Source organism: Ralstonia sp. TCR112 (genome assembly GCF_007997035.1).
Lineage (GTDB): Bacteria > Pseudomonadota > Gammaproteobacteria > Burkholderiales > Burkholderiaceae > Ralstonia > Ralstonia edaphi.
This window is the reverse complement of sequence record NZ_VOSS01000020.1, coordinates 29,240-53,723: the sequence shown is the minus strand read 5'-3', so window position 1 is coordinate 53,723 and position 24,484 is coordinate 29,240. Positions and strand designations below refer to the sequence as shown.

Here is a 24,484-nt window from a genome sequence, read left to right as displayed (position 1 = left end):
AACATGCCTGCGTCTGCACTTGGCGCACGCATGTGCGCCCCACTCTGCCCCCCGCCGATGGCCCGAATTCGTCCGACCCGTTTGCTCAACCTGTCGCGCAGCGCGCTTGCCTGCGCGGTGCTCCTCGCCATTGCGGCCTCGCCGCTGGCGCATGCCAAGAAAGCCAAGGCCAACGCGGCGCCGCGCCCTACCGCCACGCAGGCACGCCAAGCTGCGCATAACCCGGCCGGGTTGCCTGCCAACGTGGCGTTGGCCTTTGCGCGCGCGCATATCCCGCTGGATGCGGTCAGCGTGTTCGTCATCCGCACCGGCACGGCCACGCCCATCCTGCAATGGAACGCCGACACCGGAATGAACCCGGCGTCGACCATGAAGCTGCTGACCACCTTCGCGGGGCTGGACCTGCTCGGCCCGGATTTTCGCTGGAAGACCACGGCCTATGCCGACAGCGCTCCCGTCAACGGCACGCTCAACGGCAACCTGTACCTGCGTGGCCAGGGCGATCCGAAGCTGATTCCCGAAGAACTCGTCAAGCTGGTGACCGACGTGCGCCGCGCCGGCGTGGACGAACTGGCCGGCAACATCGTGCTGGATCGCACCTATTTCGAAAGCGGCCTCTCAGAAGCGCCGCCGCTGGACGGCGACAGCGCGCGTGCCTACAACGTTGCGCCCGACGCGCTGCTGTATTCGTTCAAGACACTGACGTTCACGCTGTCGCCGGATGCCGGCAATGGCGCGGTCAACATCGATGTATCGCCGCCGCTGGCGCAGTTGCAGATCGACAACCAGTTGCGTACCACGCGCGGCGGCTGCGGCGACTGGAAGACAAGCTCCGGCGCGAACATCTCCACGCAAACCGACGGGCATGTACTCGCCAGCTTCGACGGCCGCTACGCCGCCGCGTGCGGGGAACGCGTCTTCAATATCGCCGCGCTTACGCATGCCGACTTCATCTGGGGCGGCTTCCTCGCACTGTGGCAGCAGGCCGGTGGTACGACGCGTTTCACGCCGGGCTTGCGCGAAGGCAAGGTGCCGCGCCAGGCCGTTCTGCTGGCCACGCACTACGGCCCGCCGTTGTCGGAAGTCGTGCACGACATCGACAAGTATTCGAACAACGTGATGGCGCGGCAGCTCTTCCTGACCATCGGCGCGGAAATCGGCCGCAAGCCGGCATCGGTGCGGCAATCCACCGAGGTCATCAACCGCTGGCTCGCCAAACAGAACCTGACGATGCCGGAGCTGGTGCTGGAAAACGGTTCCGGCCTGTCGCGTGTGGAGCGCATCAGCGCACGCAACATGGGGCGCTGCTGCAGCAGGCTGACGCCAACCCGAACGGCGGCGTGCTGCGCGATGCGCTGCCCGTTGTCGGCGTGGACGGCACCATGCGCAACCGCCTGACACGTGCCGGGGTGGCGGGCAACGCCGAGATCAAGACCGGCACGCTCAACGACGTGCGCGCCATCGCGGGGTATGTGGAAGGCGAAGGCGGCCAGCGCTTCGTGGTGGTCAGCATGATCAACCACCCAAACGCCAGCGCCGGCCAGGCCGCACACGATGCGCTGCTGCAATGGATCTACCAGGGCGCACAGCGATGAGTTCCCGCAAGGCCCTGCTGGGCATCACCGGCACGTCGGGCAGCGGCAAGACCACGCTCGTCGAACAGCTCATCGCCCGCTTCGTGCGTGACGGGCGCCGCGTTGCGGCCATCAAGCACACGCATCACGGCTTCGATCTCGATTCGCCCGGCAAGGATTCGCACCGCATGCGCGAAGCCGGCAGCGCCGAAGTCGTGCTCGTGGGCGGTGAACGCCTCGTGCTGATGCGCGAATACGCCAACGCCGTGGAACCTGAACTCGACGACGTGCTGGCGCTGCTTTCTCCCGCCACCGACCTCGTCATCGTTGAAGGCTACAAGCGCAGCACCTTCCCAAAAATCGAAGTGTTCCGCCCTTCGCTGGGCCGCCCGCCGCTGTGGCCAGAGATTGGCGGCGTGGTGGCCGTCGCGACCGATACCCCCGATGCCGTGCAGGCACCGGAAGGCGTGGCCGTGCTGGATTTGAACGACATCGACGCGGTCTACGCGTTTGCCGTACAACAACTCGCCGGCGCTGCCATATGAAGCACTCTTAACATCCGGGCAAGGCAGCTTGGCTATGATGGGGCCATCCGGTTTTTCCGCCAGCCCCCACCCAACAACATGCTTTCCCGTCTATCGGCCGCGCTGCTTGGCGCGGCATTTTTTTGCGCCGCCTTCCCAGCCACTGCGCGCGATTGGGTCGCCCCGAATGCCACGCTCGGGCGCGGCGCGCAGGTCCACCAGTTCGTGCTCGTCGACCCGGTGACCCGGCGCCCGATGCCCAACGCGCGCTACCGCCTGTTCCTGCCCGACCACACCATCGCCGGCAAGCCGCCGCGCGAGGGCGAAACCAACAGCGTGATCTTCGGCACCACTGACAGCGCCGGGCGCACCGCCAAGGTCCGGCTGCCGAAGCGCTATGCGGCGGCACGCTGGGTGCTCAATCCGGTGGTCGGCCATGGTGAGCTTGGCGAATCGTTCCGCTTGGTCGATTCCCTCGGCGGCACGCCGATCGAGGGCCACCCCTATTTGGTCGATGTGGTGGGCGAATACCTGTTCTGCGGGCGCTCCAACGCCGGCGGGTATACCGCCTACGTGCAATCACGCGAGTCGCGCACCGTGCAGCTTGAAAACACCGTGACCTTCACGCGGGCCGACGACGCATGGTGTGCAGGCGAAGCCCGCGCGATCGCCGACAGCGGCAACACGCCCGGCGCACCCGATCTCTACACGCAGTACCTCGGCACGCTCTCCGCCAACGCGGCCACACTCAGCGAAGACTTACAGAGCCGCATCGCGCGCAAGCTGATGTCGCTGGCGATTGCCGAACGCGACGACGCGCGCATCGACCTCGCCCTCGATCTGCAACCGGTGCCGGAAGATCGCCTCAACAGCTACGGCTATGAACTCGCCGATGCTGGGGTGCGCGTGGAACGCGGCCTGTCGATGATCGAGGCCTATCTGGCCAAGCATCCGGACGACCCATTCGCCCTCGACAGCAAAGGCTGGGCGCTGTACCGGCTCGGCCGCAACGATGAAGCGCTGACGTGGTTCGACCGCTCCATCGCCGTCTTCGCACAACCGGGCGCCGACTACGAAGCGAGCGATGAGGCGGTACGCGAAGCACGCGCGGAAGGCCTCGCGCACAAGGGCGAAGTGCTGTGGAAGCTGGGTCGCGCAGACGAAGCGCAGGATTGCTTCAAGCAGGGGCTCGCCATCTCGCCGCAGAACGATGTGCTCAAGGCCACGCTAGCCCGCCTGGCGGTGACTCTGCCGACGGCCGATGCAAAGTAACGCGACCATCGCTGCAAACAAAAACGCCCGCGTAAAGCGGGCGTTTTGCCAAGCACGATGTGCCGAGTCAATGCACCAGATTGTCTGCAAGCAGGCGCTGCAGCACATTGCTTGCAATCAGGCGATGGCCGCCCGTGGTGGGATGCACGCCGTCGGCAAACAGGTAGGAGGTATCGGCGCCCGTGGCCACCAACGTGTTGGCCGAGCAGAACAGCGAGCTGCCGCCCGCGCCCGGCACGAGCGCGTTGATCTTGGTGGCATCACACGCCGGCACGCTGGTATTGCTGAACCCGAACGTCGCGCCATTCTGGATCACGGCAGTCAGCTGCGAGTTGAAGTCGATCACGCGCGCGCTGGTACCTGCCAAGCCAGCTTGCAGTGTGGCGTTGAACGCGCCCACCAGCGCATGCAGCAATGCCTGGCCGGTCGCGCCGCCCGCCACGCCCTGCGGCGTCAGACTGCTGTCGGGCAGGTTGAACACGTAGAGTTGCGTCGCGTTCTTGCTGATCATGTCCTTTACATACCCGACCAGATCGGTCGCCGCTTGTTGCACCTGTGCGGTAGCGATGGCGGGCGTCACGCCCGAGTTGGGTGTCGCGACAGCGGCAGCCCAGTAGAAGATGTCGTTGTTGCCGCCAAAGACGAACACCACGTCGTTGTTGCCGTTGAAGGTGTTGTTGCTGGCCGCGTAGAAGTTGGCGAGTTGCTGTTTGACGGGATACGTGAGCGCCCCTGCGCCACCGTTGTGCCCGATACCGTTGGGGTCGGTCACGCGCGAGCCGCCTTGCGCATAGTCGAAGCAACCGGGTTTCGGGCAGTTCTGCACCGAGGTGGCGTAACCCATCACGGCCGGCGTGAGCGCCACACCGAGTTGCGCGGCCACGGTTTCCGCCCAGATCGGGCCAGGGTTTGTCGTGAACTTGCCGCCGCCCACGGCAGCCGCTGCCGGCGTGTAGGTTCCGGCGTCGCTCAGGCTGTCGCCGAACACCACCATGCGCTGCACCTTGGCGACGTTGGGGTTGCCGCTCTGATCGCTTTCACCACCGCCGCAAGCGGCCAGGCTCAAGGCCAGGGTCGCCGATGCGACGACGCCCATCCATTGACGCAACTTCATGATGTCTGTCTCCGTGTGGAATTTTTATGGTTTGTGGTGCCGCGGTGCGTAACCTCGCCGTACGCGTTTGAAGCACGCGGAACGACACAACGCCCAAGTGTAGCGAGGTTGCTGGGCGCACGGCGGACGCGCGGCCCGGAAGAATTAGAGGTCCGACTCGAACTACGCGGTGAACGCGGCGGCCGCGCGACGCAGGCGATCGTTGACCGCAGCCCAGGCGGGCGTGTCGGCTAGGGTTTCCACCCAGATGGCGTCGTAACCGCCGCGATCGAGTTCGCGCAAGAGCGCGTAGAGCGCATTGGCATAGGCGGCGGGCGTGGCCGGAGCGACGCGTTGATCGCAGCCGTCACGTAGTGCCACGGGGGCACCGAGCCACACGATGCGCTTGTCCGCGGGCAGTGCAGCGAGGCGTGCAGGCACCTCGGCGGCCGACAGCAAATACAACGGCGTGCGCGGCGCGTAGTGCGCCTTCAACGTGCCCGAAGCGCGCGGTGCAGCAGCATCAGGAAGCGCCGGCAATTCGCCTGTCACACGCTCGATGTCTTCCGGCGTGATGGCGCCCGGGCGCAGCAGCACGGGGCCAATGCCCTGATCCAGCCGCGACAGATCGATGATGGTCGACTCAATGCCCACGTCCACGCCGTCACCTTCGAGCACGAAGACGGCATCGCCGAATTCGTCCCGAACGTGCTGCGCGGTGGTCGGGCTGACCTGGCCGAACTTGTTGGCCGACGGCGCTGCAATGCCGCCGCGCCCCCGCTTGAAGCGCGAGAGCAACGCCTGCGCCACCGGGTGCGACGGGCAACGCAGCCCGATGCTGTCCTGCCCGCCCGCCACGGCGGCAGGGATGTGCGGCGCACGCTTCAGGATCAGCGTCAGCGGCCCCGGCCAGAAGGCTTCGATGAGCTGCAACGCGATGCCGGGCACATCGTCGGTCCAGTACGAAATATCGGCACCATCCACCACGTGCACGATGACGGGGTGATTGGACGGGCGCCCCTTGGCCGCGTAGATCTTGGCGATGGCCTGCGGGCTTTCCGCATCGGCGCCGAGTCCGTACACGGTCTCGGTCGGGAAAGCGACCAGCTCGCCGGCCTCCAGCCTGCGCGCGGCCTCATCAAGGCGTTGAGCGGAAGGCATGGTGTAGGGCGTTTTGGTCCGATGCGGCATGGGCGACTCGTCTTCAGTCGGGCTGCAAACCGAGCACGTGCGCGGCATGGCGGAACGCCTCGTCCACCACTTCCGGCGAGGTGCCGACGCAGTTCACGTGGCCCATCTTGCGGCCCGGGCGTGCATCGGCCTTGCCATACAGGTGGACCTTCGCACCGCTGTGGCCCATCACTTCGTGCCACGCGGGCGTACGTTCCAGGCCGTATTCGAACCAGACGTCGCCCAGCACATTCAGCATGCGCCCCGGGGAGTGCTGGCGCGTGCTGCCCAGCGGCAGGCGGGCCATGGCGCGCACCTGCTGCTCGAACTGGCTGGTCTCGCACACATCCATGGTGATGTGGCCGGAGTTGTGCGGGCGCGGCGCCATTTCGTTGGCGACGAGCGAGCCGTCCTGCAGCACGAAGAACTCGATGCACAGCACTCCGACGTAGCCCATTTCTTCGGCGATCATCGCGGCGGCGGCGCGGGTGCGCGTGGCAATGTCGTCCGACACGCTGCGCGACGGCATGATCGTCGAAAAGAGGATGCCGTCACGGTGCGCGTTCTCTGCCAGGGGCCACGTGGCCGTGCTGCCATCGGCGCCGCGGGCGGCGAGCACGGACACCTCGTACGCCAGCGGCAACATCTTCTCCAGCACGCACGGCACGTGCTGCATGGCGGCCCAGGCTGCGCGCAACTCGTCAACCGTCGAGACACGCGCCTGGCCCTTTCCGTCGTAGCCCATGCGGGCAATCTTCAGGATGCCGGGCAGCAGGTCGGCCGGCAGTTGTTCGATGTCGGCTTCGTGCTCGATCACCCAGCTCGGTGCGGGATGGATGCCGGTGCGTGCGGCGCACAACGCGAAGAATTTCTTCTCGGCGATGCGGTTCTGCGCGATCGATACGCAGTTGGCGCGCGGCGCCACAAACGCGCCGAGTTGCTCCAGGCGGTCGAGCGCCATGGCCGGCACATTCTCGAATTCGGTGGTGACGGCCGGACACAGCGCAGCCATCTCGGCCAGTGCGGCTTCGTCGGTATAGCCCGCGCACAGATGGCGCTCGGCGATGGTGCCGGCGGGGCTGTTCGGGTCCGGGTCGAGCACGCAGACCTTGTAGCCCATGGCCTGCGCGGCGTGCGTGAACATGCGGCCGAGCTGGCCGCCGCCGAGCATGCCAAGCCAGGCATCGGGCAGGATCGCGTTGGGAACGTTCAGCGCGCGGGATTCCGCGGTGTGGGCTTGCGCCAGGCGCGGGTTCAGGTCGTCGGCCATGAATCGGGTCGTAGGTTGCTTAGGCGCCGTGCACAGGGAGCGTCATGCCGCGTGCGACTTCCGTCTGCTGGGCGCGGAACGCTTCGAGCTTGTCGGCCAGGGCCGCGTCGGTGGTGGCGATGGTCGCGATGGCAGCCAGCGCTGCGTTGGCCGCACCGGCTTCGCCAATCGCGAATGTCGACACCGGAATGCCCTTGGGCATCTGCACGATGGAAAGCAGCGAGTCTTCGCCGCGCAGGTACTTGGACGGCACCGGCACGCCGAACACCGGCACGATCGTCTTTGCGGCGATCATGCCCGGCAGGTGCGCTGCCCCGCCCGCGCCGGCGATGATGGCGCGCAAACCGCGGCCGCGTGCGGCTTCGGCGTAACGGAACATGTCGTCCGGCATGCGGTGCGCAGAAACAACCTGCGCCTCGAACGGAATGCCGAACTGCGTGAGCATGTCGACGGCGTGGCGCATCACTTCCCAGTCGGAGCTGGAGCCCATCACCACGCCAACGAGCGGAGCGGATTGCTGTGCGGTCATTGTCATCGCTCCGGTTTAACGCAGGGATTCACCGGTCAGGCGGGTCAGCGCTTCGCGGTATTTGTCAGCGGTTTTTTCGATCACGTCGGCAGGCAGCTGCGGCGCCGGCGCAGTCTTCGGCCAGGGCTTGCCGTCAATGCGCACGGCTTCGAGCCAGTCGCGCACGAACTGCTTGTCGAACGACGGCGGGTTCGTGCCGACCTGGTACGAATCGGCCGGCCAGAAGCGCGACGAGTCTGCGGTCAGCGCCTCGTCCATCAGCGTGAGCGTGCCGTTTTCATCCAAGCCAAACTCGAACTTCGTGTCGGCGATGATGATGCCGCGCGTGGCGGCAAAGTCGGAGGCTTCCTTGTACAGGCGGATGCTCACATCGCGGATCTGCGCGGCGAGGTCCGGGCCGATGCGGCGCTCGACCTCATCGAACGAGATGTTCTCGTCGTGCTCGCCCATCTCGGCCTTGGCGGCTGGCGTGAAGATCGGCTCGGGCAGCTTCTGCGCGTTCTGCAGGCCAGGGGCCAGATGCACGCCGCAGACAGCGCCGGTCGCTTGGTAATCCTTCCAGCCGCTGCCGGCAAGGTAGCCACGCACCACGGCTTCCACCAGGATCGGCTTCAGCCGCTTGACCACGATCGCGCGGCCGCGCACCTGGTCGACTTCATTCGGGGCCACCACGGTTTCCGGGGCGATGCCGGTCTCGTGCGTCGGCACGATGTGGCGCAGCTTGTTGAACCAGAAATCCGACATCTGCGCGAGCACACGGCCCTTGTCCGGAATCGGCTGACCGAGAATCACGTCAAACGCCGAGAGGCGGTCAGTGGTGACCATCAGCAGCTTGTCGTCGCCGACAGCGTAGTTCTCGCGCACCTTGCCACGGCCGAGCAACGGCAAGCTGGTGATCGACGATTCGTAAAGGGCGGAGGATGCAGCGGGGTTGTTGGATGCGGCGGACACGGCGGAACCCGGAGGAGAGAAGAAAACGTGGAAGGCCAGCATTATACGTGGCCCATGCGGTGGCCCATGCAATGCAAAACGGCTGGCGCAGTGCCAGCCGTTTGCTAAATGTGACGCAAAATGCTTATTGCACCACTTGCGCCAGATCGCCGCTTTGGTACTTCTGCGCCATCACCGACAGGCCGATCGGCTTGATCTTGCCAGCCTGACCTTCGCAGCCGAACTGGATATAGCGCGCCTTGCAGATTTGCTTGGCGGCTTCGCGCGCCGGCTTGAGCCATTCGCGGGCGTCGAACTTGTCCGGGTTTTCGGCCAGGAACTTGCGCACCGCGCCCGTCATGGCCAGGCGGATGTCGGTGTCGATGTTGATCTTGCGCACGCCGTACTTGATGGCTTCCTGGATTTCCTCGACGGGCACGCCGTAGGTTTCCTTCATCTTGCCGCCGTACTGGTTGATGATGGCCAGCAGCTCTTGCGGCACGCTCGACGAGCCGTGCATCACCAGGTGGGTGTTCGGGATGCGGGCGTGGATTTCCTTCACGCGGCTGATCGCCAGGATGTCGCCGGTCGGCTTGCGCGTGAACTTGTAGGCGCCGTGGCTTGTGCCGATGGCGATCGCCAGCGCGTCCAGTTGCGTCGCCTTGACGAACTGGGCAGCCTCTTCCGGGTCGGTCAGCAGGGACGAGTGGTCGAGCTTGCCTTCCGCGCCGTGGCCGTCTTCCTCGCCAGCCATGCCGGTTTCCAGCGAGCCCAGGCAGCCGAGTTCGCCTTCAACGGTCACGCCAACCTTGTGGGCCATCTCGACCACGCGGCGGGTGACGTCGACGTTGTAATCGAAATCGGCCGGCGTCTTGCCGTCTTCGCGCAGCGAGCCGTCCATCATGACCGAGCCGAAGCCCAGGTCGATGGCGCCCTGGCAGATGGCCGGGCTTTGGCCGTGATCCTGATGCATGACCAGCGGGATCTCCGGATAAGCCTCGACAGCGGCCTGGATCAGGTGCTTGATGAACGATTCGCCGGCGTATTTGCGGGCGCCTGCGCTGGCTTGCAGGATGACGGGTGCGCCGGCTTCCTTGGCAGCTTCCATCACGGCCTGGACTTGCTCCAGGTTGTTCACGTTGAATGCCGGCAGGCCGTAGCCGTTTTCAGCGGCGTGGTCCAGCAGTTGGCGCATCGAGACGAGTGGCATGGTTTTCTCCTATGGATCGATCTGTATTCGGTCTCAGGAACGCGTGGTCATCTAGAAGACGTAGCAAACGGCGTTCGTCGTGGGCGTCAGTGCATGCCGACGCGAACAATCTTGAGCGTGTTGGTGCCGCCGGCCTGGCCCATCGGCTCGCCGACGGTCAGGACGATGAAGTCGCCGCGCTGCACGACGCCGCGCGCGACCAGCAGTTCTTCGGCCTGGTGCAGCGCTTCGTCGCGGTCGGTGCTGTTGGCCAGCGGCAGCGACTGCACGTTGCGGTACAGGGCCATCTTGCGCTGCGAGGCCACGTTCGGCGTCATCGCATAAATGGGAATGTTGATGCCGTGGCGGCTCATCCAGAGCGCCGTGGCGCCCGAATCGGTGAGCGCGGCAATCGCCTTGACCTGCAGGTGGTGCGCCGTGAACAGCGCGCCCATGGCGATCGACTGGTCGATGCGGCTGAAGGTCTGGTCGAGGAAGTCTGCATCCAGATGTACGGATTGCGACTTCTCGGCTTCTACGCAGATGGCAGCCATGGCTTCGATGGTCTCGACCGGGTAGCGGCCAGCGGCCGTTTCCGCCGACAGCATCACCGCGTCGGTGCCGTCGAGGACGGCGTTGGCAACGTCCGACACCTCGGCGCGCGTCGGCACGGGGTTGACGATCATCGATTCCATCATCTGCGTGGCGGTGATGGCGAGCTTGTTGTTTTCGCGGGCCAGCTTGATCATGCGCTTCTGCAGCGCCGGCACGGCCGCGTTGCCGACTTCCACCGCGAGGTCGCCACGCGCGACCATGATGCCGTCGGACGCCGCCAGGATCTCTTCGAGCACGCCCGGGCGGATGGCCTCGGCACGCTCGATCTTGGCGATCATGCGGGTCTTGTGGTTATGCGGCGCGCCGGCCACGGCGGCCAGTTGGCGCGCCATTTCCATGTCGGTCGCGTTCTTCGGGAAGCTGACCGCGACGTAATCGGCGCCCAGCGCCATCGCGGTCTTGATGTCTTCCATGTCCTTTGCGGTCAGCGCCGGCGCCGACAGCCCGCCGCCCTGGCGGTTGATGCCCTTGTTGTTGGACAGATCGCCGCCGATCTTGACGATGGTCTCGATCTCTTCACCCACCACGCGCTCGACCTGCAGCACGATCAGCCCGTCGTTGAGCAGCAGCAGATCGCCCGGGCCCACATCGCGCGGCAGTTCCTTGTAGTCCAGGCCGACGCGCTCCTGGTTGCCCAGCTCGCAGCGAGCGTCGAGCGTAAAGCGATCGCCCGGCTCGAGCGTGATCTTGCCGTTCTCGAACTTGCCGACGCGGATCTTCGGGCCCTGCAGGTCGGCCATGATGGCCACCTCGCGGCCCACCGAGCGCGCCACTTCGCGCACCAGCTGCGCGCGATCGATGTGATCCTGCGCCGCCCCGTGCGAGAAGTTCAACCGCACCACGTCGACCCCCGCAGCGATCATGCGGGTCAGGACTTCCTGCGTGCTGGACGCGGGGCCGAGCGTTGCGACGATCTTGGTAGCACGGGTCATGGGCGGCGGTGTCTCGTTGTTGTGGTGGGAATGTTCGCGGCGTTTGCGTCAGGCGACAACGGCCGGGTTCTGCGCGCGTTGCTCCAGGATTTCGACGGCCGGCAACGTCTTGCCTTCCAGGAATTCGAGGAACGCACCGCCGCCGGTGGAGATGTAGCCCACCTTGTCGGCAATGTTGTACTTGGCGATGGCAGCCAGCGTGTCGCCGCCGCCCGCAATCGAGAAACCCGACGAGGCAGCAATCGCCTCGGCCAGCACCTTCGTGCCATTGCCGAACTGGTCGAACTCGAATACGCCGACCGGGCCGTTCCAGACGATGGTGCCGGCGCTCTTCAGTTGTTCGGCCAGTTGCGCGGCCGTCTTCGGGCCGATGTCGAGGATCATGTCGTCGTCGGCCACATCGGCCACGTCCTTGACGGTAGCGGCCGCGGTGGCGCTGAATTCCTTGGCGCACACCACGTCAACGGGAATGGGTACCGACGCGCCGCGCGCCGCCAGCATCTCGATGATGGCCTTGGCATCGCCCACGAGGTCGGCTTCCGCCAGCGATTTGCCGATCTTCAGGCCGGCGGCCAGCATGAACGTGTTGGCAATACCACCGCCCACGATCAGGTTGTCGACCTTGTCGGCCAGCGATTTCAGGATGGTCAGCTTGGTCGACACCTTCGAGCCGGCCACGATGGCCACCAGCGGACGGGCCGGCTGGCCCAGCGCCTTGCCCAGCGCGTCCAGCTCGGCGGCCAGCAGCGGGCCGGCGCAGGCGACGGGAGCAAACTTGGCGATGCCGTGCGTGGTGGCTTCCGCGCGGTGGGCGGTGCCGAAGGCGTCGTTGACGTACACGTCGCACAGCTTGGCCATCTTCTGGGCCAACTCGTCGCTGTTCTTCTTCTCGCCCTTGTTCACGCGGCAGTTTTCCAGCAGCACGACCTGGCCGGGCGCGACATCCACGCCATCCACCCAGTTCTGGACGAGCTTCACGTCACGGCCGAGCAGTTCGGACAGGCGCTTGGCAACCGGTGCCAGCGAATCTTCCGGCTTGAATTCGCCCTCGGTCGGACGGCCCAGGTGCGAGGTCACCATGACGGCGGCACCGGCGTCCAGGGCAGCCTTGACGGCCGGCACGGAAGCGCGGATGCGCGTGTCTTCGGTGATGTTGCCGGCATCGTCTTGCGGCACGTTGAGGTCGGCGCGGATGAACACGCGCTTACCGGCAAGCTTTCCTTCGGAGATGAGATCGGACAGACGCAGAACGTGAGGCATGGCAGCTTCGGAAGAAATCGCGGAAAACAGCGATTTTACCCGATGCGCCTGGTCAAAACGTGCGTTTCTCGGCGGAGTCCCCCGGGGCTCGGCCGTCTTGCCGAGGCCGATTGGCGGGGACTACGCCGGCAGCGGCGTGCGGCGGCGCAGTTGCATCCAGCTTTCGGCCGAATACACGGCCAGACCTGCCCAGATCAGCACATAGCCGGCCACCTTGGGGCCCGCAAACGGCTCGTTATAGAGCCAGACGCCCAGCAGCAGCTGCAGCGTCGGGCTCACGTACTGCAGCAAACCCAGCAGCGACAACGGAATACGCCGGGCGCCGGCGCCAAACAGCAGCAGCGGCAGCGCCGTCAGCGGACCGGCCAGCGCCAGGAGCAGCTGCGTGCCCGGTGATGCGGCCAGGAAGGCGTTCTGATGCTGCGAAGCCAGCCAGCCGAGGTAGGCCAGCGCCAGCGGAAACAGCAGCAATGTTTCCAGCGTCAGGCCTTCCAGCGCGCCCAGCGGCGAAGTCTTGCGCAGCAGACCGTAGAACCCAAACGAAAACGCCAGCGCCAGGGCGATCCACGGCAGCGTGCCCGCCTGCCACGTCAGCCACGCCACGCCCGCAGCGGCCAGCGCCACTGAAACCCACTGCACCGGCCGCAGCCGCTCGCCCAGCACCAGCGCGGCCAGCATCACCACCACGAGCGGGTTGATGAAATAGCCCAGGCTGGCTTCCAGCACATGGTCGTGGTTGACGGCCCAGATGTAAGTCAGCCAGTTCGCGGCCAACAGGCTGGTGCTGGCTGCGTAGCGCCCCACCACGCGCGGTTGCGTCCGCAACGCCCACAGCCACGCCCAATGCCGCTTCACGAGCAGGATCACCACCATCACGGCCAATGACCAGATCACCCGGTGCGACAGAATCTCGACCGGCGACACCGCCTTGAGCAGCTTGAAGTACAGCGGAAACAGGCCCCACATCGTGTAGGCCAGAAACGCGAAGATCACGCCGTTGCGATTGGAAGCCGACATGTTCATCCCCAGAGGCGCAGCACGGTAAAGACCCCCATGCCGACGAAGATCATGCCGAGCATGCGCCGCGTGGCGACGTAGAACGCGGTGGCGGCAATGCCGGCCATCAGGCGCGGGTTGGTCCAGTTGGCGTCGAAGTGCCCCTGGTTCCATAGCAGATCGGGCAGAACGATGGCGACGAGCGCGGCAGCCGGCGCGAAACGCAGGGCGTGCTGCACGCGCGTGGGCAGGGTCAGGCGGTTGCCCACGATCAGGAACAGCGAGCGCGTGACGATCGTCACCACGGTCATCCCCGCAATGACGAGCCAGATTTCGACTGCGCTCATGCTTCGTCCTCTTCGACTGCGGCGCGGGCAGCGTGGCGCCGTTGCCATTGCAGGCGCGCAGCCGCTTCGTCTGCAGCCAGGCCGGCGGCCATCGCGCCGGTCACGGCAATCACGAGGCTCAATCGATACGGCAGCTTGAAGGCAACCAGCGCCAGCACCGCCGCCACAGCCACCGCCATAAGCGTGGCACGGCTACGAATGGTCGACACCATGACAGGAATGAGCGCAAGCGTCCCGGCCAATGCCAGGCCCCACGCATCCGGAAACAGGCTCGCCGCAACGATGCCCAGGATGGATGACACCTGCCAGCCCACGAAGCTCAGCAGGACCATGCCCCAGTAATAGCCCTCCTTGCCCGCCTGAGGCGCGGCCGAGGGGTACTGCTGAGTGAACAGCACGAACGGCAGATCGCCGTTGAACACACCCAGGACCACGCGCCGCATGAACGGCAGGTGCCCGAAATGCTGCATCAGCCCGGCGCTGAAGATGATGAAGCGCACATTCACGATGAAGGCCGTCAGCAGCGCCGTCCAGATCGGCAGCCCCGCCGCCAACAGCGGTAGCACCGCCAGCTGCGACGACCCGGCATACACGAAGATCGTCATGCCGATGGCCTGCGGGATCGTCAGTACCGATTTGCTCATCGCCACGCCCGTCACCAGCCCCCAGGCCAGCACCGGCGGCATCGACGGCATATAGGCACGCACGCCGGCAAAGAAGCCCGCGCGTTCGGCCGGGTCGATGGCCTCCCAGCGGCGCTGCAATGCCGCCGCCCAGCGGACTAGCGCCATGGCGCCCCCAAAAGTGGTGAATCAGACTCTTTTTGAGGCGGCGGGCAGGGGCAGCCGGCAGCGCGGGCGCGCAGGAACGTCGGGGGCGACATGGGTGGCTCGTAGGAAACACACGATTATACTTTTGATGTTAAGCATCCGCTTAACGGCAAAGCTCGCGCGTCCCACCGATCGAACGATTCATGCCGGGCGCCACGCACTGCAACAATCGGCGTTGGCGCGCCTGCGCCCACCCCTTACAATTTCGCCTTTGTCGGTTCTTGAACCTGCGGCCCATATCACGGCGTGGCTGACCTGCTCAGACCGCGCCGGCATTCCTCACTCACCATGACCACGCAAACCGCACCCACGATCGAAATCGGCGCAGACGACCTGCCGCTGCACTGCCCGACCGCCAAAACGCCGGCCTGGAATTACCACCCGCGCGTGTTCCTCGACATCGCCGACACCGGCGAAGCCAAGTGCCCCTACTGCGGCACCGTCTACAAGCTGGCCCCCGGCGTTGAACTGAAGGGCCACCATTGAGCCCGATTCACCTGCAGTACACCGGTCGCCGCACTCGCCTGGCGATTCGATGATGCGCAAGATTCTCGTCGTCGCCCCCAACTGGATCGGTGATGCGCTGATGGCGCAGCCGCTGTTCGCGCAACTCAAGGCGCGGCATCCGCGCGCGCAGATCCACGCGATCGCCCCGAAATGGGTGGCGCCCGTGCTCGCGCGCATGCCGGAAATCGCCCGCGTGCTGCCCACCGAACTCGCCCACGGCAAGCTGCAGCTCGGCAGCCGCACGATGTTCGCCCAGCAGCTCAAGGGCGAAACCTTCGATGCAGCGTACGTGCTGCCGAATTCGTTCAAGAGCGCGCTGATCCCGTGGCTGGCCGGCATTCCGCTGCGCATCGGCTACAAGGGCGAGTCGCGCCTGGGCGTGCTGAACGTGCGGTACCCGAATCCGCCCAAAGACGCGCGTCCGCCCATGGTGCTGCACTACGCGGCGCTGGCTTTCAAGCCGCACGCCAAGCTGCCCGACACGCTGCCCGATCCGAAGCTGGACGTTGATGTGCAGCGCGTGGCCACCACGTCCGCCAAGTTCGGCATTCCGGGCAACGCGCGGCTGATTGCCTTCTGCCCCGGCGCGGAATACGGCCCGGCCAAGCGCTGGCCGGCCGAGCATTTCGCAGAGCTGGCGCAGATGCTGCGCCGCTCGTTCCCGTACGCGCAGATCGTCGCGCTCGGTTCGGGCAAGGACCGCGACATGGCCAACGCCATCGTCGAGCGCGCGCCGTTCGTGCGCAACCTGTGCGGCGAGACCTCGCTGGACGAAGCCATCGAGCTGCTCGCCCGTGCCGAAGCCGCGATCTGCAACGATTCGGGCCTGATGCACGTGACGGCTGCCCTGGGACGCCCGCAGGTGGCCGTGTTCGGCTCCAGCGACCCCCGCCACACGCCGCCGCTGTCGCCCGCTGCGAGTATCATGTGGCTCCACCTGGAGTGCAGCCCGTGCTTTGCACGCGAATGCCCGCTGGGCCACTTGCGCTGCCTGCGCGACATCGGCCCCGAGATGGTGTTTCATGAATTGCGCCGGCTGCTGCAGCCGCAGTAACACGCTCTCCTTAACGCTCACCGCCATGCCACGATTTGCCCGCCTGTTCGAAGCCGCCGAGGACATCCTCGAAGCCTATCGCGATGCGCTCAAGCGCCGCGATGCCGATAGCGCGCTCAAGCTGTGGCTCGACGAGGATTCGGTGAGCTTCATCCTGCCCGACGGCCAGCGCCTGCACGGCCACGAGCAGCTGCGCGGCTGCCTCGATGCGCTGGTCGAGAAGAATCCGGTCTGGATCGAATGCCTATCGCAGCAGGTGCATTCGTCGCTGGGGGTGTCGATCTTCGAAGCCACGGAAGCGCTGCGCTTCTCGGCCACCGCCACCGAGGCCGATCTGTACGTGCATACGACTTACGTGCTGATGCAGAACCACGAAGGCTGGCGCATCGCCCACGTGCATTCCAGCCAGGCTGCCGAAGAACGCGTGGCTGCGTCCATCGCCAGCGTCACGCACTCTCTGCACTAAGCTGCCGCGCTCGGCGTGGCCGCCGTCTCTTTCGATGACCCATCCGTCTCGCCACGCCACTCCCCTTGAACTGAATCTGAGCGCCCTGCTTGCAGGGCGTTCGAGCCGCACGCGTTCCGTTCACCGTGGTGGCTGATCGGCGGCAATGCGCAGACGATCGTGCCCGCGCGCCTGTGGCGCTTTCCGCGGATTGCGTATCGGCGCGAACGCTGGAACACGCCCGACCACGACTTCATCGACCTCGACTGGACCACGCACGAAACCGACGCGCACGCGCCGCTCGTCGTCATGTTCCACGGCCTGGAGGGCGATTCACGCAGCCATTACGCGCGGCTGCTGATGGACGCGTTGCGCGGCCGCCGCTGGCCCGGCGTCATTCCGCACTTTCGCGGGTGCTCGGGCGAGATGAACCTCGCACCGCGCATGTACCACTGCGGGGATGGCGCCGAGATCGCGTGGATCCTGGAACGCCTTTATCGGACGGTTTGCCAGCCGCAGGGCCGCAAGCTGCTGGTTGTCGGCATCTCGCTGGGCGGCAATGCGTTGCTGCGCTACCTGGGCGAACACGGCAGCGATGCCCGCTACGTGACCGCGGCTGCGACGGTCTCCGCACCGCTGGACATGCGCGCCGGCGGCGCAGCGCTGTCCAAAGGCTTCAACATGGTCTACACGCGCATGTTCCTGCGCACGCTCAAAGCCAAGGCCAATGCGAAGCTCGACCAGCACTCCGGCCTGTACGACCGCGACGCCATGATGGCCACGCGCACACTGGGCCAATTCGACAACCTCGTCACCGCGCCGCTGCACGGTTTTCGCGACGTGCTCGACTACTGGACGCGCGCCTCGTCGAAACCCGTGCTGCGCGAGGTGCGTGTGCCGGCGCTGGTGCTGAACGCGCGCAATGATCCGTTCCTGCCCGGACAGCATCTGCCGGGCGTGGCCGACGTGTCACCCGACATCACTCTGGACCAGCCGCTGCACGGCGGCCACGTCGGCTTCCTGCTGCGCCATGGCAAGACAGGCCGGGTCGATTGGATGCCCGCACGCGTCCTGCGCTTTTTCGATGATGTGCTGGGCCGCCAATCCGACACGGACCACGCTCATGGATGACATCGTCCGCCAGGCCATGGCCAAGTGGCCGAACGTGCCGAATTGCTTCGGCTGGCTGGCGCTGGATCGGCGCGGCCAATGGCGCATGCGCAACGAATATGCGCAGGCCAACAAACTGTCCGGCGAGCCGATTCGCCACACGGCGCTCATCGACTTCATCGTGCGCAACTACGCGCATGACGATGCCGGACGCTGGTTCTTCCAGAACGGGCCACAGCGCGTGTTTGTCGAACTCGACTACACGCCCTGGGTGGCGCGGCTGTCGGCCGGTGGCACGCCGCCAGCCTTCACGACGACCACGGGCGCTGCGTTCTCGCCGACCGGCTGCTTTGTCGACGAACAAGGCAGCGTGCTGCTCTCGGGCCGCGTGGCGGGATTCGAAGCAGAGGAAACCATCGCCCTGCTGCACGATCATGACCTGGAGCCGTTTTCTTCGTTGGCCAACTGGCACGGAGAAGCGTGCGGAGCCGCGCTGGGAACGCTGACGTTGGGAGACCGGACATTCGACATTGAGCCGATTGCGCGCACGGAAGTCGCAAAGCGCTATGGCTTTGTGGCCCAGCCAGCGGAATAGGATCGACTGGGCGCCCTACTTCGGCAGCGCCTTGTCTTCCGCCTTCTCTTCGCGGTATTGCCGCTCCATCTGGTGCAAGCGCGCATCGACTTCGGATAGCGTGTAGAAATCCGCATCGCCTGCATCGCGGGCGAGCTTCAGCTGCTCCACGGCCGACCCCCACGCCCCATCCCGCGCGTATTTCTCTGCCAGCGCGCGATGCTGCTCAACGCGCTTACCCTTGTCGGCGTAGGCCCGCGCGAGCATGTCCCACCAGATCGGCTGGGCAGTATCTTCGCGAGTCTTGTCTTTCAGATACGGAATCGCGTCATCGGCCCGGCCGGCCGACAGCAGCGTTTGCGCATAGCTGATGCCCACCGCGCGCGACAGCGGATACGCAGCCAGCGCCGCACGTGCCAACGTCAGCGCCTCCGGCGCACGGTTACGCGCGCGTGCAAGTTCGATGGCCGTGACGTCAAGCTCGACGCTGCCCGACGTAATGCCGGGAATGTTGCCGTACAGGCGCCGCGCTTCCTGCAGCGCTTGTTCAGCGTCATCCAGCCGCCCCGCCATCTGATTGGCAACTGCCACGCCGTACCACAAGGCTGCGCGCCTCTCCACCGGCGCATCCGGCGCTGACGACAGCTGCGAGCGCATCGCGTTGCGCACATCGATATAGCCGCTCGTCGACGTTTCCTGCAGCACACGCGCACGCACCTTCGCGAAACCAAATTCCGGGCGGCGCGGCTGGCGCGGATGCGGCAAGCCACGCGCGCGGTCTTCCATGTCGGCGATGCGCTCGCCGGTCAGCGGGTGGGTGCGCGCATAACCGGGAATCACGCCGGTATCTGCAATGTTCGTGACGCGCTGCAGGCGACGGAAGAAGTCCGGCATGCCGTCCGGGTTGTAGCCCGCGCCCGTGAGCAGTATGAAACCGACGCGATCGGCCTCGCGCTCCGCGCCGCGCGAGAACGCGAGCTGGTTCGACACCGCCGCCGCCTGCCCGCCCATCGCCAGCGCCTGCGCGGCGTCACCGCTCTTGGTGGCGGCCAGACCGGCCAGCAGAATCGACGCCAGCGCAATCCACATCGACTCGCCCGATTTATCAATGCCGCGCGCAATATGCCGCTGCAGCACGTGGCCGATTTCGTGGCCGAGCACCGAGGCCAGCTCCGATTCACTCTCGGTCGCGACCAACGTACCCGTGTTCACGCCGATGTAGCCACCCGGCAACGCAAACGCGTTGATGCCGGGATCCCGCACGGCAAACAGCTCGAAGCTCGACGCCGACGTGCTGCCCGCGACATGCTGACGGCGCGCCGCTTCGATCAGCTTGTAGCCGATGGTGTTGAGGTAGTCGGTGATCAGCGGGTCAGGCACGAAATCCGGATCACGGCGGATCTGGCGCATCACGCGGTCGCCGAGGCGCCGCTCCATCTCGGGCGACAGCGACGCCGTCGACGGATCGCCCATGTCGGGCAACTCGTACGTCGGCGCGTCAATGACGGTCGGCTCCTTCGGCAAGTACGGCGACTGCCGACCGATCTGCACGCTGCGATTCAGGTTGCTCTGCACCTGATCGGCTGCCCCGGCAGAACCCAGGCCAGGGTTGACCGAAGCTGCCGGCGCGGACGCCGCCGCCTGCGCCAGCACGGGCAACGGCAGAGGCGCTAGCCACGTCGACAACAACACAGCGGCCGTCAGCTTGCGGACGCGCGGCCGAAAAAGGGAAAGCGTCATACGGAAAGCACGGGGAGCGGAATCAGCGCGGCAACATCGCCGTAAGCCGGGTGCTTGTTATCATAAAACGCTTCGTACCCTGCCTCGCAAAACGCGCTGTCACTCATGTCGCAACTCACCCACTTCGATTCCGCCGGACAAGCCCACATGGTCGACGTCGGCGACAAAGCCGTCACGCACCGCGTGGCTGTCGCCACCGGCACGATCCACATGCTGCCCGAGACGTTTGCGCTGGTGCGCGATGGCAATGCAAAAAAAGGCGATGTGCTGGGGATTGCGCGCGTTGCTGCGATTCAGGGGTCCAAGCGGACGTCGGATTTGATTCCGTTGTGTCATCCGTTGGCGTTGACGAAGGTGGGGGTGGAGTTTGAACTGAATGAGGCTGAGCACAGCGTCCGTTGCACCGTTCGTGCGGAGACGCGTGGGCAGACCGGCGTGGAAATGGAAGCGCTGACTGCGGTGCAAGTGGGACTGCTGACGATCTACGATATGTGTAAGGCTGTGGATCGGGGGATGGTGATTGGGGATGTGCGGTTATTGGAAAAGCATGGGGGGAAGTCGGGGGATTGGGTGGCGGATTAGAAAGAACAGAGAGCGCCGGCGGCGCTCTCGTGATTCGGCGATTAAATTAACGGCATTCTGCGGGAGCAACGTTTGCCGCCAGCGACGGCTTCGTCTCAAGTTCCGCCGTTCCGACTCTGACAGTGGCGTCCTTTGCATAGCAATCCCAACGAATTGGACCTGTGGGCCGAACACTGCTCGCGCTCGATCCGCTCATAGCCTCGTCATGGGTTGTCGGCTTGAGTACCAAGACGTTTTCACCGTCTTTCGCCACCGGATCAGTGTATTTGATCTGAATTTCGCCAGTCTTTTGGCTGATCACGATGCCCTTCGCTTGAACGTAGCGCGTGGCTTTGGTGTCGGAAGCATAGCCTTGGTCGAAGGGCACGCCTGCGCTGGCATTCTCTGCCACAGTGGTCTTGGCCGAGGCGGCTAGGGCCAACCCCTCGCTGACGCGGGCACGTGTGACGTAGTCTTGATAGGCGGGCACAGCGATCGCGGCCAGAATACCGACAACCGCGACGACGATCATCAACTCGATCAAAGTAAAACCGCGCTGGCGTCGCGCGTTGAACAGGCAATGCAACTGCATTTTTCTCCTCCCTCCAAAAAAAACGGAATAAGCCCTCATTGAATCCGGTGAGGTGGAGAGGAGAGTAATCAATCGATAGTGTGTTGACGTAAGACGCAACTCATTTTCACAAAATCAGTCGGCATGAAAAAATAAAACGCCTCAATGAGGCGTTCAATTTCATTCAGAATTTTCTCACGGCCCTAATTGATACCAACAAGCAGGCCCTCAGACTTCAGTCGATTGCAGAACACCTTAAGATCATCGGCCTTCTGCGCGCAGGATTGAGTGAGCAGGGATGATTGCGCTGCGTAGTCGGTCCAGTATTGATTATGCAGACGCCGAACTTGCGTCACAGCCTCTTCCGTCTTCCCTTGGAACGCCAACGTGAGGGCGTAGCGCTGCGATGTAGCAGCTCCCGGATAAAACTGGGTTGCTTGGCGCTCCAATGCTGCCATAACGGCCGCCATTTCATATGTAATTCCCGAGTTAATTGCAATGGCCAGCGTTGCGTAAGGCACCAAAAGCATTTGTCCGCTTGCTTGATATATCGGCAGCTCCTTACTTAACCCGCCAGGTGCGTAGTACAGACGCTCGACTGACTTGTAGTCAATCCACATTCGGGTGGACAGTACCCCACAGCACACCAGAACTACGCCACTCAGAACCCAAGTCATGCTGGGCGATGGAAAACGCAACGTGCGCGTATCCAGGTAGCCAAGCGCAAATGCAAAAGGCATCAAGAAATAAAGATAGTGCAGCGGATATTCCAGCATCGAATGAATGATCAGCACAACAACCACCGACCATAAAAAAGCCGCTGCGGGTGTCAGCCGAGACTTCCAGAGAAGCGAGATCAGCCCGACTGCTGGCAGCAGAACTGCAAGCAACCCCGCCGCGCCGACTTTTGCAAGTAGGTCGAGGACGATGTTGTGCGCATTCATTGACATCTCAACATGACCGAGCACATCGGTTTGGACGTATTGGTTCCACGCGTAATCGCCCCACCCTGCGCCGAGCCAGGGATGCGCAATGAACATGTGCCATGCATGGTTCCACAGCAGTGGGCGCAACCCCGCCCCCTGCTGCATGCGTTCACCCAATGACGTCGGCAAGCCCCATTGCCACAGAACGTTGCCGTAATCCATCAACCAGTTGCACAACTGATAGGCAATCACCAATACCACCGCCGGCGTCGCGAAAACGAGCCACCGACGACGGCCTGTCGCTCTTGAGGCCAAAGACCATCCCGCGAACACACCTACGGCGATCAGGTGTAGCCACGCCACGCGGGAAACAGTGAGCGCAGTGCCAAACAGAAAGACCAGCACCACGATGCCTAGCACAATGCGCAAACCTAACGAGCGGAGTCGCTGCCAGAGGAAGAGGCAGGCGGCAAGACCGAACGCCAAGTACGAAGCCACGTGGTTTGGCTGGTTCAAGTTGCCCCACATGCGGCGGCCAAGCCCGGTGGGGGGCAATCCGACAAGAATGTCCGGTACTCCCGGGAGTCGCCACAGGTGGACTTGCTCCACTGCGACCGTTGCCAATCCGCCCAAAATCGTACCGACCGCAACGGCCTCAACCACACCCGGCATGTCCCGGCATCGAGCACCCAAACCACAAACAATCATCGCTGCCAGCAAACAAACACATGCGGCAAAGGAAAAAAATGGATTGAGAGGGGTCGCGATTCCCAGTTGCACGACGAGCACCACACTCAAAGCGAGTGGAGCGAGCGCAATCCTTGGCGGGCCAGCCCTACCACGCCAACTAAGCCCCAGCACGACCAACGCGAAGGCAGTCCAGCACCATGCAGACGTGGATTCGGCATAAAACGTTGGAATTGGATAGGTGTGCGGTGCGACCAAGAAGGGCACACAAAAGCAAACCGCTGCGAAAACCCAAAGGGGCCACAACAAAAATCGCGACTGAGGCATTTGAAGTGAAATGGGATCGGCGAAATAAAAAGAGCGCCCGAAGGCGCTCTTTAATCAACGGTTAGTGCAGCTTAGCGGCACTCAGCCGGAGCCCACTTAGCCAGCAGCGTACCAGCCGTGATGGTAACGCCCGACGGAGCAGTTGCGCCAGCAGCAGCGCACTTCCACTGAATCGGTGCACCCGGAGCCGAACTGACAACCAAGTTGCTGTTCGTTGCGCCGACCGTCACATACGGCGTCAGGCTCAGCGTCACGCCATTCGACACAGCAGAAGTGTAGGTCAGCGTGATGGCACCGTTGGACGAAGCAACGGCGATGGCCGATACGTTCTTCGTGGCAGCGGGAGCTACAAAGCCCGACGATAGATCGCTTTGAGCGTTCGCGGCGTTTTCAGCCACGAGCACCTTAGCGGCAGCAGCCAACGAGAGACCTTCCGTCACTCGAGCGCGGATGGTGTAGTCCTGATAAGCCGGAATGGCAATGGCGGCCAGAATACCGACGATCGCGACCACGATCATCAGTTCGATCAGCGTGAAACCCTTCTGGACACGCTTGTTCAGACGACGCATCGATTTCATTGAATTTTCCCCCGGAAAAATTTGGTTAAGGATGATGCAGGTCCATTAGAGCAGGGACTGTGCCACCTCGATTCTGTGAACTTGTGTGTCAAAACTGTCGCTATTCGCTCTACTGCTTGGGCATGGAGTGACAGTTTTTGACATGCCGTGACGTGGATCGTCAATTTCTGCAGAGCGGGCACCAAGTCATCAGTGGCCGCCTGATCACAGAAAAATGGCGTGCGCCAGCGCCCGCCTGCGCGCAACGATCGCTATCTACATTCCGCCGGAGCATACCGAGCCTCCAAAGTTGGCGTCCCGATCCGGTTGACGTTCGGTGGCATTTGCTTGCCATTCGCCGAACAGGCCCACATCACGACCGCTGGAGGCGCAGATCCTGCACTCAGGTTCGCGTAAGTAGATGACGCAGTGCCCGAGTAGGGTGTAAGAATTAGCGTATTGCTGCCGGCTCCAGCCACACTAGAGGTGAACCCGATTGAAATTTCACCAGAGCTACTATCAACATCTAATGAGGCCACATTGCGTGTGGCCGGTAGCGAAGCGGCGCCCAAAGATAGGCTGCTTTGTGCGTTTGCGGCATTCTCCACCACCAGCGCCTTCGCCTGCACCGCAATGATCAGCCCCTCCGTCACCCGCGACCGAATCGTATAGTCCTGATAAGCCGGAATCGCTAACGCCGCCAGAATCCCAACAATCGCCACCACAATCATCAATTCGATCAGCGTAAAACCGCCCGCCTGACGCCTTGTTCCCTTGCTCTGCTTGAAGCCCATGACCTCTCCCCAAAAGGCATTTTGTTATTGGGAGGCCACGTGCACGGACCATGCCAAGGCACACACCATATTCAGGGAAACGAACTGGCGCGCTTTGTCG

Annotated in this window: 23 protein-coding genes and 2 pseudogenes; 9 read left to right on the top strand and 16 right to left on the bottom strand. The window is 64.2% G+C overall.

What is annotated here, in order from left to right; genetic code table 11:
- Positions 1–57: 57 nt before the first annotated feature.
- The 3 genes and pseudogenes from dacB to FUT88_RS07420 all read left to right on the top strand — a co-directional run bounded on the left by dacB (position 58) and on the right by FUT88_RS07420 (position 3,370).
- Positions 58–1,595: pseudogene (gene dacB, locus FUT88_RS07430) on the top strand (D-alanyl-D-alanine carboxypeptidase/D-alanyl-D-alanine-endopeptidase).
- Positions 1,592–2,119: a molybdopterin-guanine dinucleotide biosynthesis protein B gene (gene mobB, locus FUT88_RS07425; RefSeq protein ID WP_147214436.1), complete on the top strand. Its 528-nt coding sequence runs from the start codon at positions 1,592–1,594 to the stop codon at positions 2,117–2,119. The pseudogene dacB and the gene mobB overlap by 4 nt, the downstream one beginning before the upstream one ends.
- A gap of 78 nt (positions 2,120–2,197) precedes the next feature.
- Entirely contained in the window at positions 2,198–3,370 is a 1,173-nt protein-coding gene (locus tag FUT88_RS07420) for a tetratricopeptide repeat protein (protein WP_147214435.1), read from the top strand.
- 67 nt (positions 3,371–3,437) lie between these two features.
- On the opposite strand, the gene FUT88_RS07415 is transcribed toward FUT88_RS07420, so the two are convergent.
- From FUT88_RS07415 to FUT88_RS07365, 11 genes are all read right to left on the bottom strand, one after another.
- Positions 3,438–4,484, bottom strand: coding sequence for an SGNH/GDSL hydrolase family protein (locus tag FUT88_RS07415; RefSeq protein WP_147214434.1), 1,047 nt, complete (start codon positions 4,482–4,484; stop codon positions 3,438–3,440).
- A gap of 162 nt (positions 4,485–4,646) precedes the next feature.
- The gene (locus FUT88_RS07410; RefSeq protein WP_147214433.1) at positions 4,647–5,654 is read right to left on the bottom strand and encodes an L-threonylcarbamoyladenylate synthase; all 1,008 of its coding nucleotides are present in this window, start codon (positions 5,652–5,654) and stop codon (positions 4,647–4,649) included.
- Between the two features lie 13 nt (positions 5,655–5,667).
- On the bottom strand, positions 5,668–6,903 hold the full coding sequence (locus tag FUT88_RS07405; RefSeq protein WP_102064588.1) for a 5-(carboxyamino)imidazole ribonucleotide synthase: 1,236 nt from the start codon (positions 6,901–6,903) through the stop codon (positions 5,668–5,670).
- A 19-nt stretch (positions 6,904–6,922) separates the two neighbouring features.
- Positions 6,923–7,432, bottom strand: coding sequence for a 5-(carboxyamino)imidazole ribonucleotide mutase (purE, locus tag FUT88_RS07400; RefSeq protein WP_147214432.1), 510 nt, complete (start codon positions 7,430–7,432; stop codon positions 6,923–6,925).
- A 15-nt stretch (positions 7,433–7,447) separates the two neighbouring features.
- Positions 7,448–8,425, bottom strand: a complete 978-nt coding sequence (locus FUT88_RS07395; RefSeq protein ID WP_261797067.1) for a phosphoribosylaminoimidazolesuccinocarboxamide synthase — start codon at positions 8,423–8,425, stop codon at positions 7,448–7,450.
- Between the two features lie 82 nt (positions 8,426–8,507).
- Complete coding sequence (gene fba, locus FUT88_RS07390) at positions 8,508–9,572, bottom strand: class II fructose-bisphosphate aldolase (RefSeq protein WP_004636117.1); 1,065 nt, start codon at positions 9,570–9,572, stop codon at positions 8,508–8,510.
- 86 nt (positions 9,573–9,658) lie between these two features.
- A complete protein-coding gene (pyk, locus tag FUT88_RS07385; protein WP_147214431.1) occupies positions 9,659–11,098 on the bottom strand; it encodes a pyruvate kinase in 1,440 nt (479 codons plus the stop codon).
- A 48-nt stretch (positions 11,099–11,146) separates the two neighbouring features.
- Positions 11,147–12,358 carry a phosphoglycerate kinase gene (locus FUT88_RS07380; protein WP_147214430.1) on the bottom strand — a complete coding sequence of 404 codons (1,212 nt, stop codon included), beginning with the start codon at positions 12,356–12,358 and terminating at the stop codon, positions 11,147–11,149.
- A gap of 120 nt (positions 12,359–12,478) precedes the next feature.
- Entirely contained in the window at positions 12,479–13,375 is an 897-nt protein-coding gene (gene rarD, locus FUT88_RS07375; protein WP_147214429.1) for an EamA family transporter RarD, read from the bottom strand.
- Between the two features lie 2 nt (positions 13,376–13,377).
- Positions 13,378–13,701 (bottom strand): AzlD domain-containing protein, encoded by a 324-nt coding sequence (locus tag FUT88_RS07370; protein WP_147214428.1) that lies wholly within the window; start codon positions 13,699–13,701, stop codon positions 13,378–13,380.
- Entirely contained in the window at positions 13,698–14,492 is a 795-nt protein-coding gene (locus FUT88_RS07365) for an AzlC family ABC transporter permease (protein WP_147214427.1), read from the bottom strand. The genes FUT88_RS07370 and FUT88_RS07365 overlap by 4 nt, the downstream gene beginning before the upstream one ends.
- Before the next feature lie 327 nt (positions 14,493–14,819).
- Here FUT88_RS07365 and FUT88_RS07360 point away from each other — a divergent pair, with 327 nt between their 5' ends.
- From FUT88_RS07360 to FUT88_RS07340, 5 genes and pseudogenes are all read left to right on the top strand, one after another.
- Complete coding sequence (locus FUT88_RS07360; RefSeq protein ID WP_004636130.1) at positions 14,820–15,017, top strand: zinc-finger domain-containing protein; 198 nt, start codon at positions 14,820–14,822, stop codon at positions 15,015–15,017.
- Positions 15,018–15,066: 49 nt separating this feature from the next.
- The gene (gene waaF / locus FUT88_RS07355) at positions 15,067–16,092 is read left to right on the top strand and encodes a lipopolysaccharide heptosyltransferase II (protein ID WP_147214426.1); all 1,026 of its coding nucleotides are present in this window, start codon (positions 15,067–15,069) and stop codon (positions 16,090–16,092) included.
- A gap of 25 nt (positions 16,093–16,117) precedes the next feature.
- Complete coding sequence (locus tag FUT88_RS07350) at positions 16,118–16,558, top strand: YybH family protein (RefSeq protein WP_147214425.1); 441 nt, start codon at positions 16,118–16,120, stop codon at positions 16,556–16,558.
- Positions 16,559–16,592: 34 nt separating this feature from the next.
- Positions 16,593–17,668: pseudogene (locus tag FUT88_RS07345) on the top strand (YheT family hydrolase).
- Positions 17,661–18,242, top strand: a complete 582-nt coding sequence (locus FUT88_RS07340; protein ID WP_147214423.1) for a DUF2946 family protein — start codon at positions 17,661–17,663, stop codon at positions 18,240–18,242. Before FUT88_RS07345 ends, FUT88_RS07340 begins: the two are co-directional and overlap by 8 nt.
- 15 nt (positions 18,243–18,257) lie before the next feature.
- On the opposite strand, the gene FUT88_RS07335 is transcribed toward FUT88_RS07340, so the two are convergent.
- Complete coding sequence (locus FUT88_RS07335) at positions 18,258–19,961, bottom strand: M48 family metalloprotease (RefSeq protein WP_147214422.1); 1,704 nt, start codon at positions 19,959–19,961, stop codon at positions 18,258–18,260.
- Positions 19,962–20,066: 105 nt separating this feature from the next.
- Between FUT88_RS07335 and moaC the strand changes: the two genes are divergently transcribed.
- Positions 20,067–20,543 carry a cyclic pyranopterin monophosphate synthase MoaC gene (gene moaC, locus FUT88_RS07330; protein WP_147214421.1) on the top strand — a complete coding sequence of 159 codons (477 nt, stop codon included), beginning with the start codon at positions 20,067–20,069 and terminating at the stop codon, positions 20,541–20,543.
- Positions 20,544–20,589: 46 nt separating this feature from the next.
- Here moaC and FUT88_RS07325 read toward each other — a convergent pair whose 3' ends face one another.
- From FUT88_RS07325 to FUT88_RS07310, 4 genes are all read right to left on the bottom strand, one after another.
- Entirely contained in the window at positions 20,590–21,114 is a 525-nt protein-coding gene (locus FUT88_RS07325) for a pilin (protein WP_147214420.1), read from the bottom strand.
- Positions 21,115–21,296: 182 nt separating this feature from the next.
- On the bottom strand, positions 21,297–23,033 hold the full coding sequence (locus FUT88_RS07320; protein ID WP_147214419.1) for a PglL family O-oligosaccharyltransferase: 1,737 nt from the start codon (positions 23,031–23,033) through the stop codon (positions 21,297–21,299).
- Positions 23,034–23,104: 71 nt separating this feature from the next.
- Entirely contained in the window at positions 23,105–23,611 is a 507-nt protein-coding gene (locus tag FUT88_RS07315) for a pilin (RefSeq protein WP_147214418.1), read from the bottom strand.
- Between the two features lie 251 nt (positions 23,612–23,862).
- Positions 23,863–24,384: a pilin gene (locus FUT88_RS07310; RefSeq protein WP_147214417.1), complete on the bottom strand. Its 522-nt coding sequence runs from the start codon at positions 24,382–24,384 to the stop codon at positions 23,863–23,865.
- Between the last annotated feature and the right edge of the window lie 100 nt (positions 24,385–24,484).

What these genes read in the sequence shown, in the direction of transcription:
- FUT88_RS07335 (WP_147214422.1), bottom strand. Translation starts at nt 19,961, where the DNA reads ATGACGCTTTCCCTTTTTCGGCCGCGCGTCCGCAAGCTGACGGCCGCT.
- waaF (WP_147214426.1), top strand. Translation starts at nt 15,067, where the DNA reads ATGATGCGCAAGATTCTCGTCGTCGCCCCCAACTGGATCGGTGATGCG.
- FUT88_RS07360 (WP_004636130.1), top strand. Translation starts at nt 14,820, where the DNA reads ATGACCACGCAAACCGCACCCACGATCGAAATCGGCGCAGACGACCTG.
- moaC (WP_147214421.1), top strand. Translation starts at nt 20,067, where the DNA reads ATGTCGCAACTCACCCACTTCGATTCCGCCGGACAAGCCCACATGGTC.
- FUT88_RS07365 (WP_147214427.1), bottom strand. Translation starts at nt 14,492, where the DNA reads ATGGCGCTAGTCCGCTGGGCGGCGGCATTGCAGCGCCGCTGGGAGGCC.
- FUT88_RS07320 (WP_147214419.1), bottom strand. Translation starts at nt 23,033, where the DNA reads ATGCCTCAGTCGCGATTTTTGTTGTGGCCCCTTTGGGTTTTCGCAGCG.
- FUT88_RS07415 (WP_147214434.1), bottom strand. Translation starts at nt 4,484, where the DNA reads ATGAAGTTGCGTCAATGGATGGGCGTCGTCGCATCGGCGACCCTGGCC.
- FUT88_RS07410 (WP_147214433.1), bottom strand. Translation starts at nt 5,654, where the DNA reads ATGCCGCATCGGACCAAAACGCCCTACACCATGCCTTCCGCTCAACGC.
- FUT88_RS07395 (WP_261797067.1), bottom strand. Translation starts at nt 8,425, where the DNA reads ATGCTGGCCTTCCACGTTTTCTTCTCTCCTCCGGGTTCCGCCGTGTCC.
- fba (WP_004636117.1), bottom strand. Translation starts at nt 9,572, where the DNA reads ATGCCACTCGTCTCGATGCGCCAACTGCTGGACCACGCCGCTGAAAAC.
- FUT88_RS07325 (WP_147214420.1), bottom strand. Translation starts at nt 21,114, where the DNA reads ATGCAGTTGCATTGCCTGTTCAACGCGCGACGCCAGCGCGGTTTTACT.
- FUT88_RS07380 (WP_147214430.1), bottom strand. Translation starts at nt 12,358, where the DNA reads ATGCCTCACGTTCTGCGTCTGTCCGATCTCATCTCCGAAGGAAAGCTT.
- FUT88_RS07405 (WP_102064588.1), bottom strand. Translation starts at nt 6,903, where the DNA reads ATGGCCGACGACCTGAACCCGCGCCTGGCGCAAGCCCACACCGCGGAA.
- FUT88_RS07420 (WP_147214435.1), top strand. Translation starts at nt 2,198, where the DNA reads ATGCTTTCCCGTCTATCGGCCGCGCTGCTTGGCGCGGCATTTTTTTGC.
- FUT88_RS07370 (WP_147214428.1), bottom strand. Translation starts at nt 13,701, where the DNA reads ATGAGCGCAGTCGAAATCTGGCTCGTCATTGCGGGGATGACCGTGGTG.
- FUT88_RS07315 (WP_147214418.1), bottom strand. Translation starts at nt 23,611, where the DNA reads ATGAAATCGATGCGTCGTCTGAACAAGCGTGTCCAGAAGGGTTTCACG.
- purE (WP_147214432.1), bottom strand. Translation starts at nt 7,432, where the DNA reads ATGACCGCACAGCAATCCGCTCCGCTCGTTGGCGTGGTGATGGGCTCC.
- pyk (WP_147214431.1), bottom strand. Translation starts at nt 11,098, where the DNA reads ATGACCCGTGCTACCAAGATCGTCGCAACGCTCGGCCCCGCGTCCAGC.
- rarD (WP_147214429.1), bottom strand. Translation starts at nt 13,375, where the DNA reads ATGTCGGCTTCCAATCGCAACGGCGTGATCTTCGCGTTTCTGGCCTAC.
- FUT88_RS07350 (WP_147214425.1), top strand. Translation starts at nt 16,118, where the DNA reads ATGCCACGATTTGCCCGCCTGTTCGAAGCCGCCGAGGACATCCTCGAA.
- FUT88_RS07340 (WP_147214423.1), top strand. Translation starts at nt 17,661, where the DNA reads ATGGATGACATCGTCCGCCAGGCCATGGCCAAGTGGCCGAACGTGCCG.
- FUT88_RS07310 (WP_147214417.1), bottom strand. Translation starts at nt 24,384, where the DNA reads ATGGGCTTCAAGCAGAGCAAGGGAACAAGGCGTCAGGCGGGCGGTTTT.
- mobB (WP_147214436.1), top strand. Translation starts at nt 1,592, where the DNA reads ATGAGTTCCCGCAAGGCCCTGCTGGGCATCACCGGCACGTCGGGCAGC.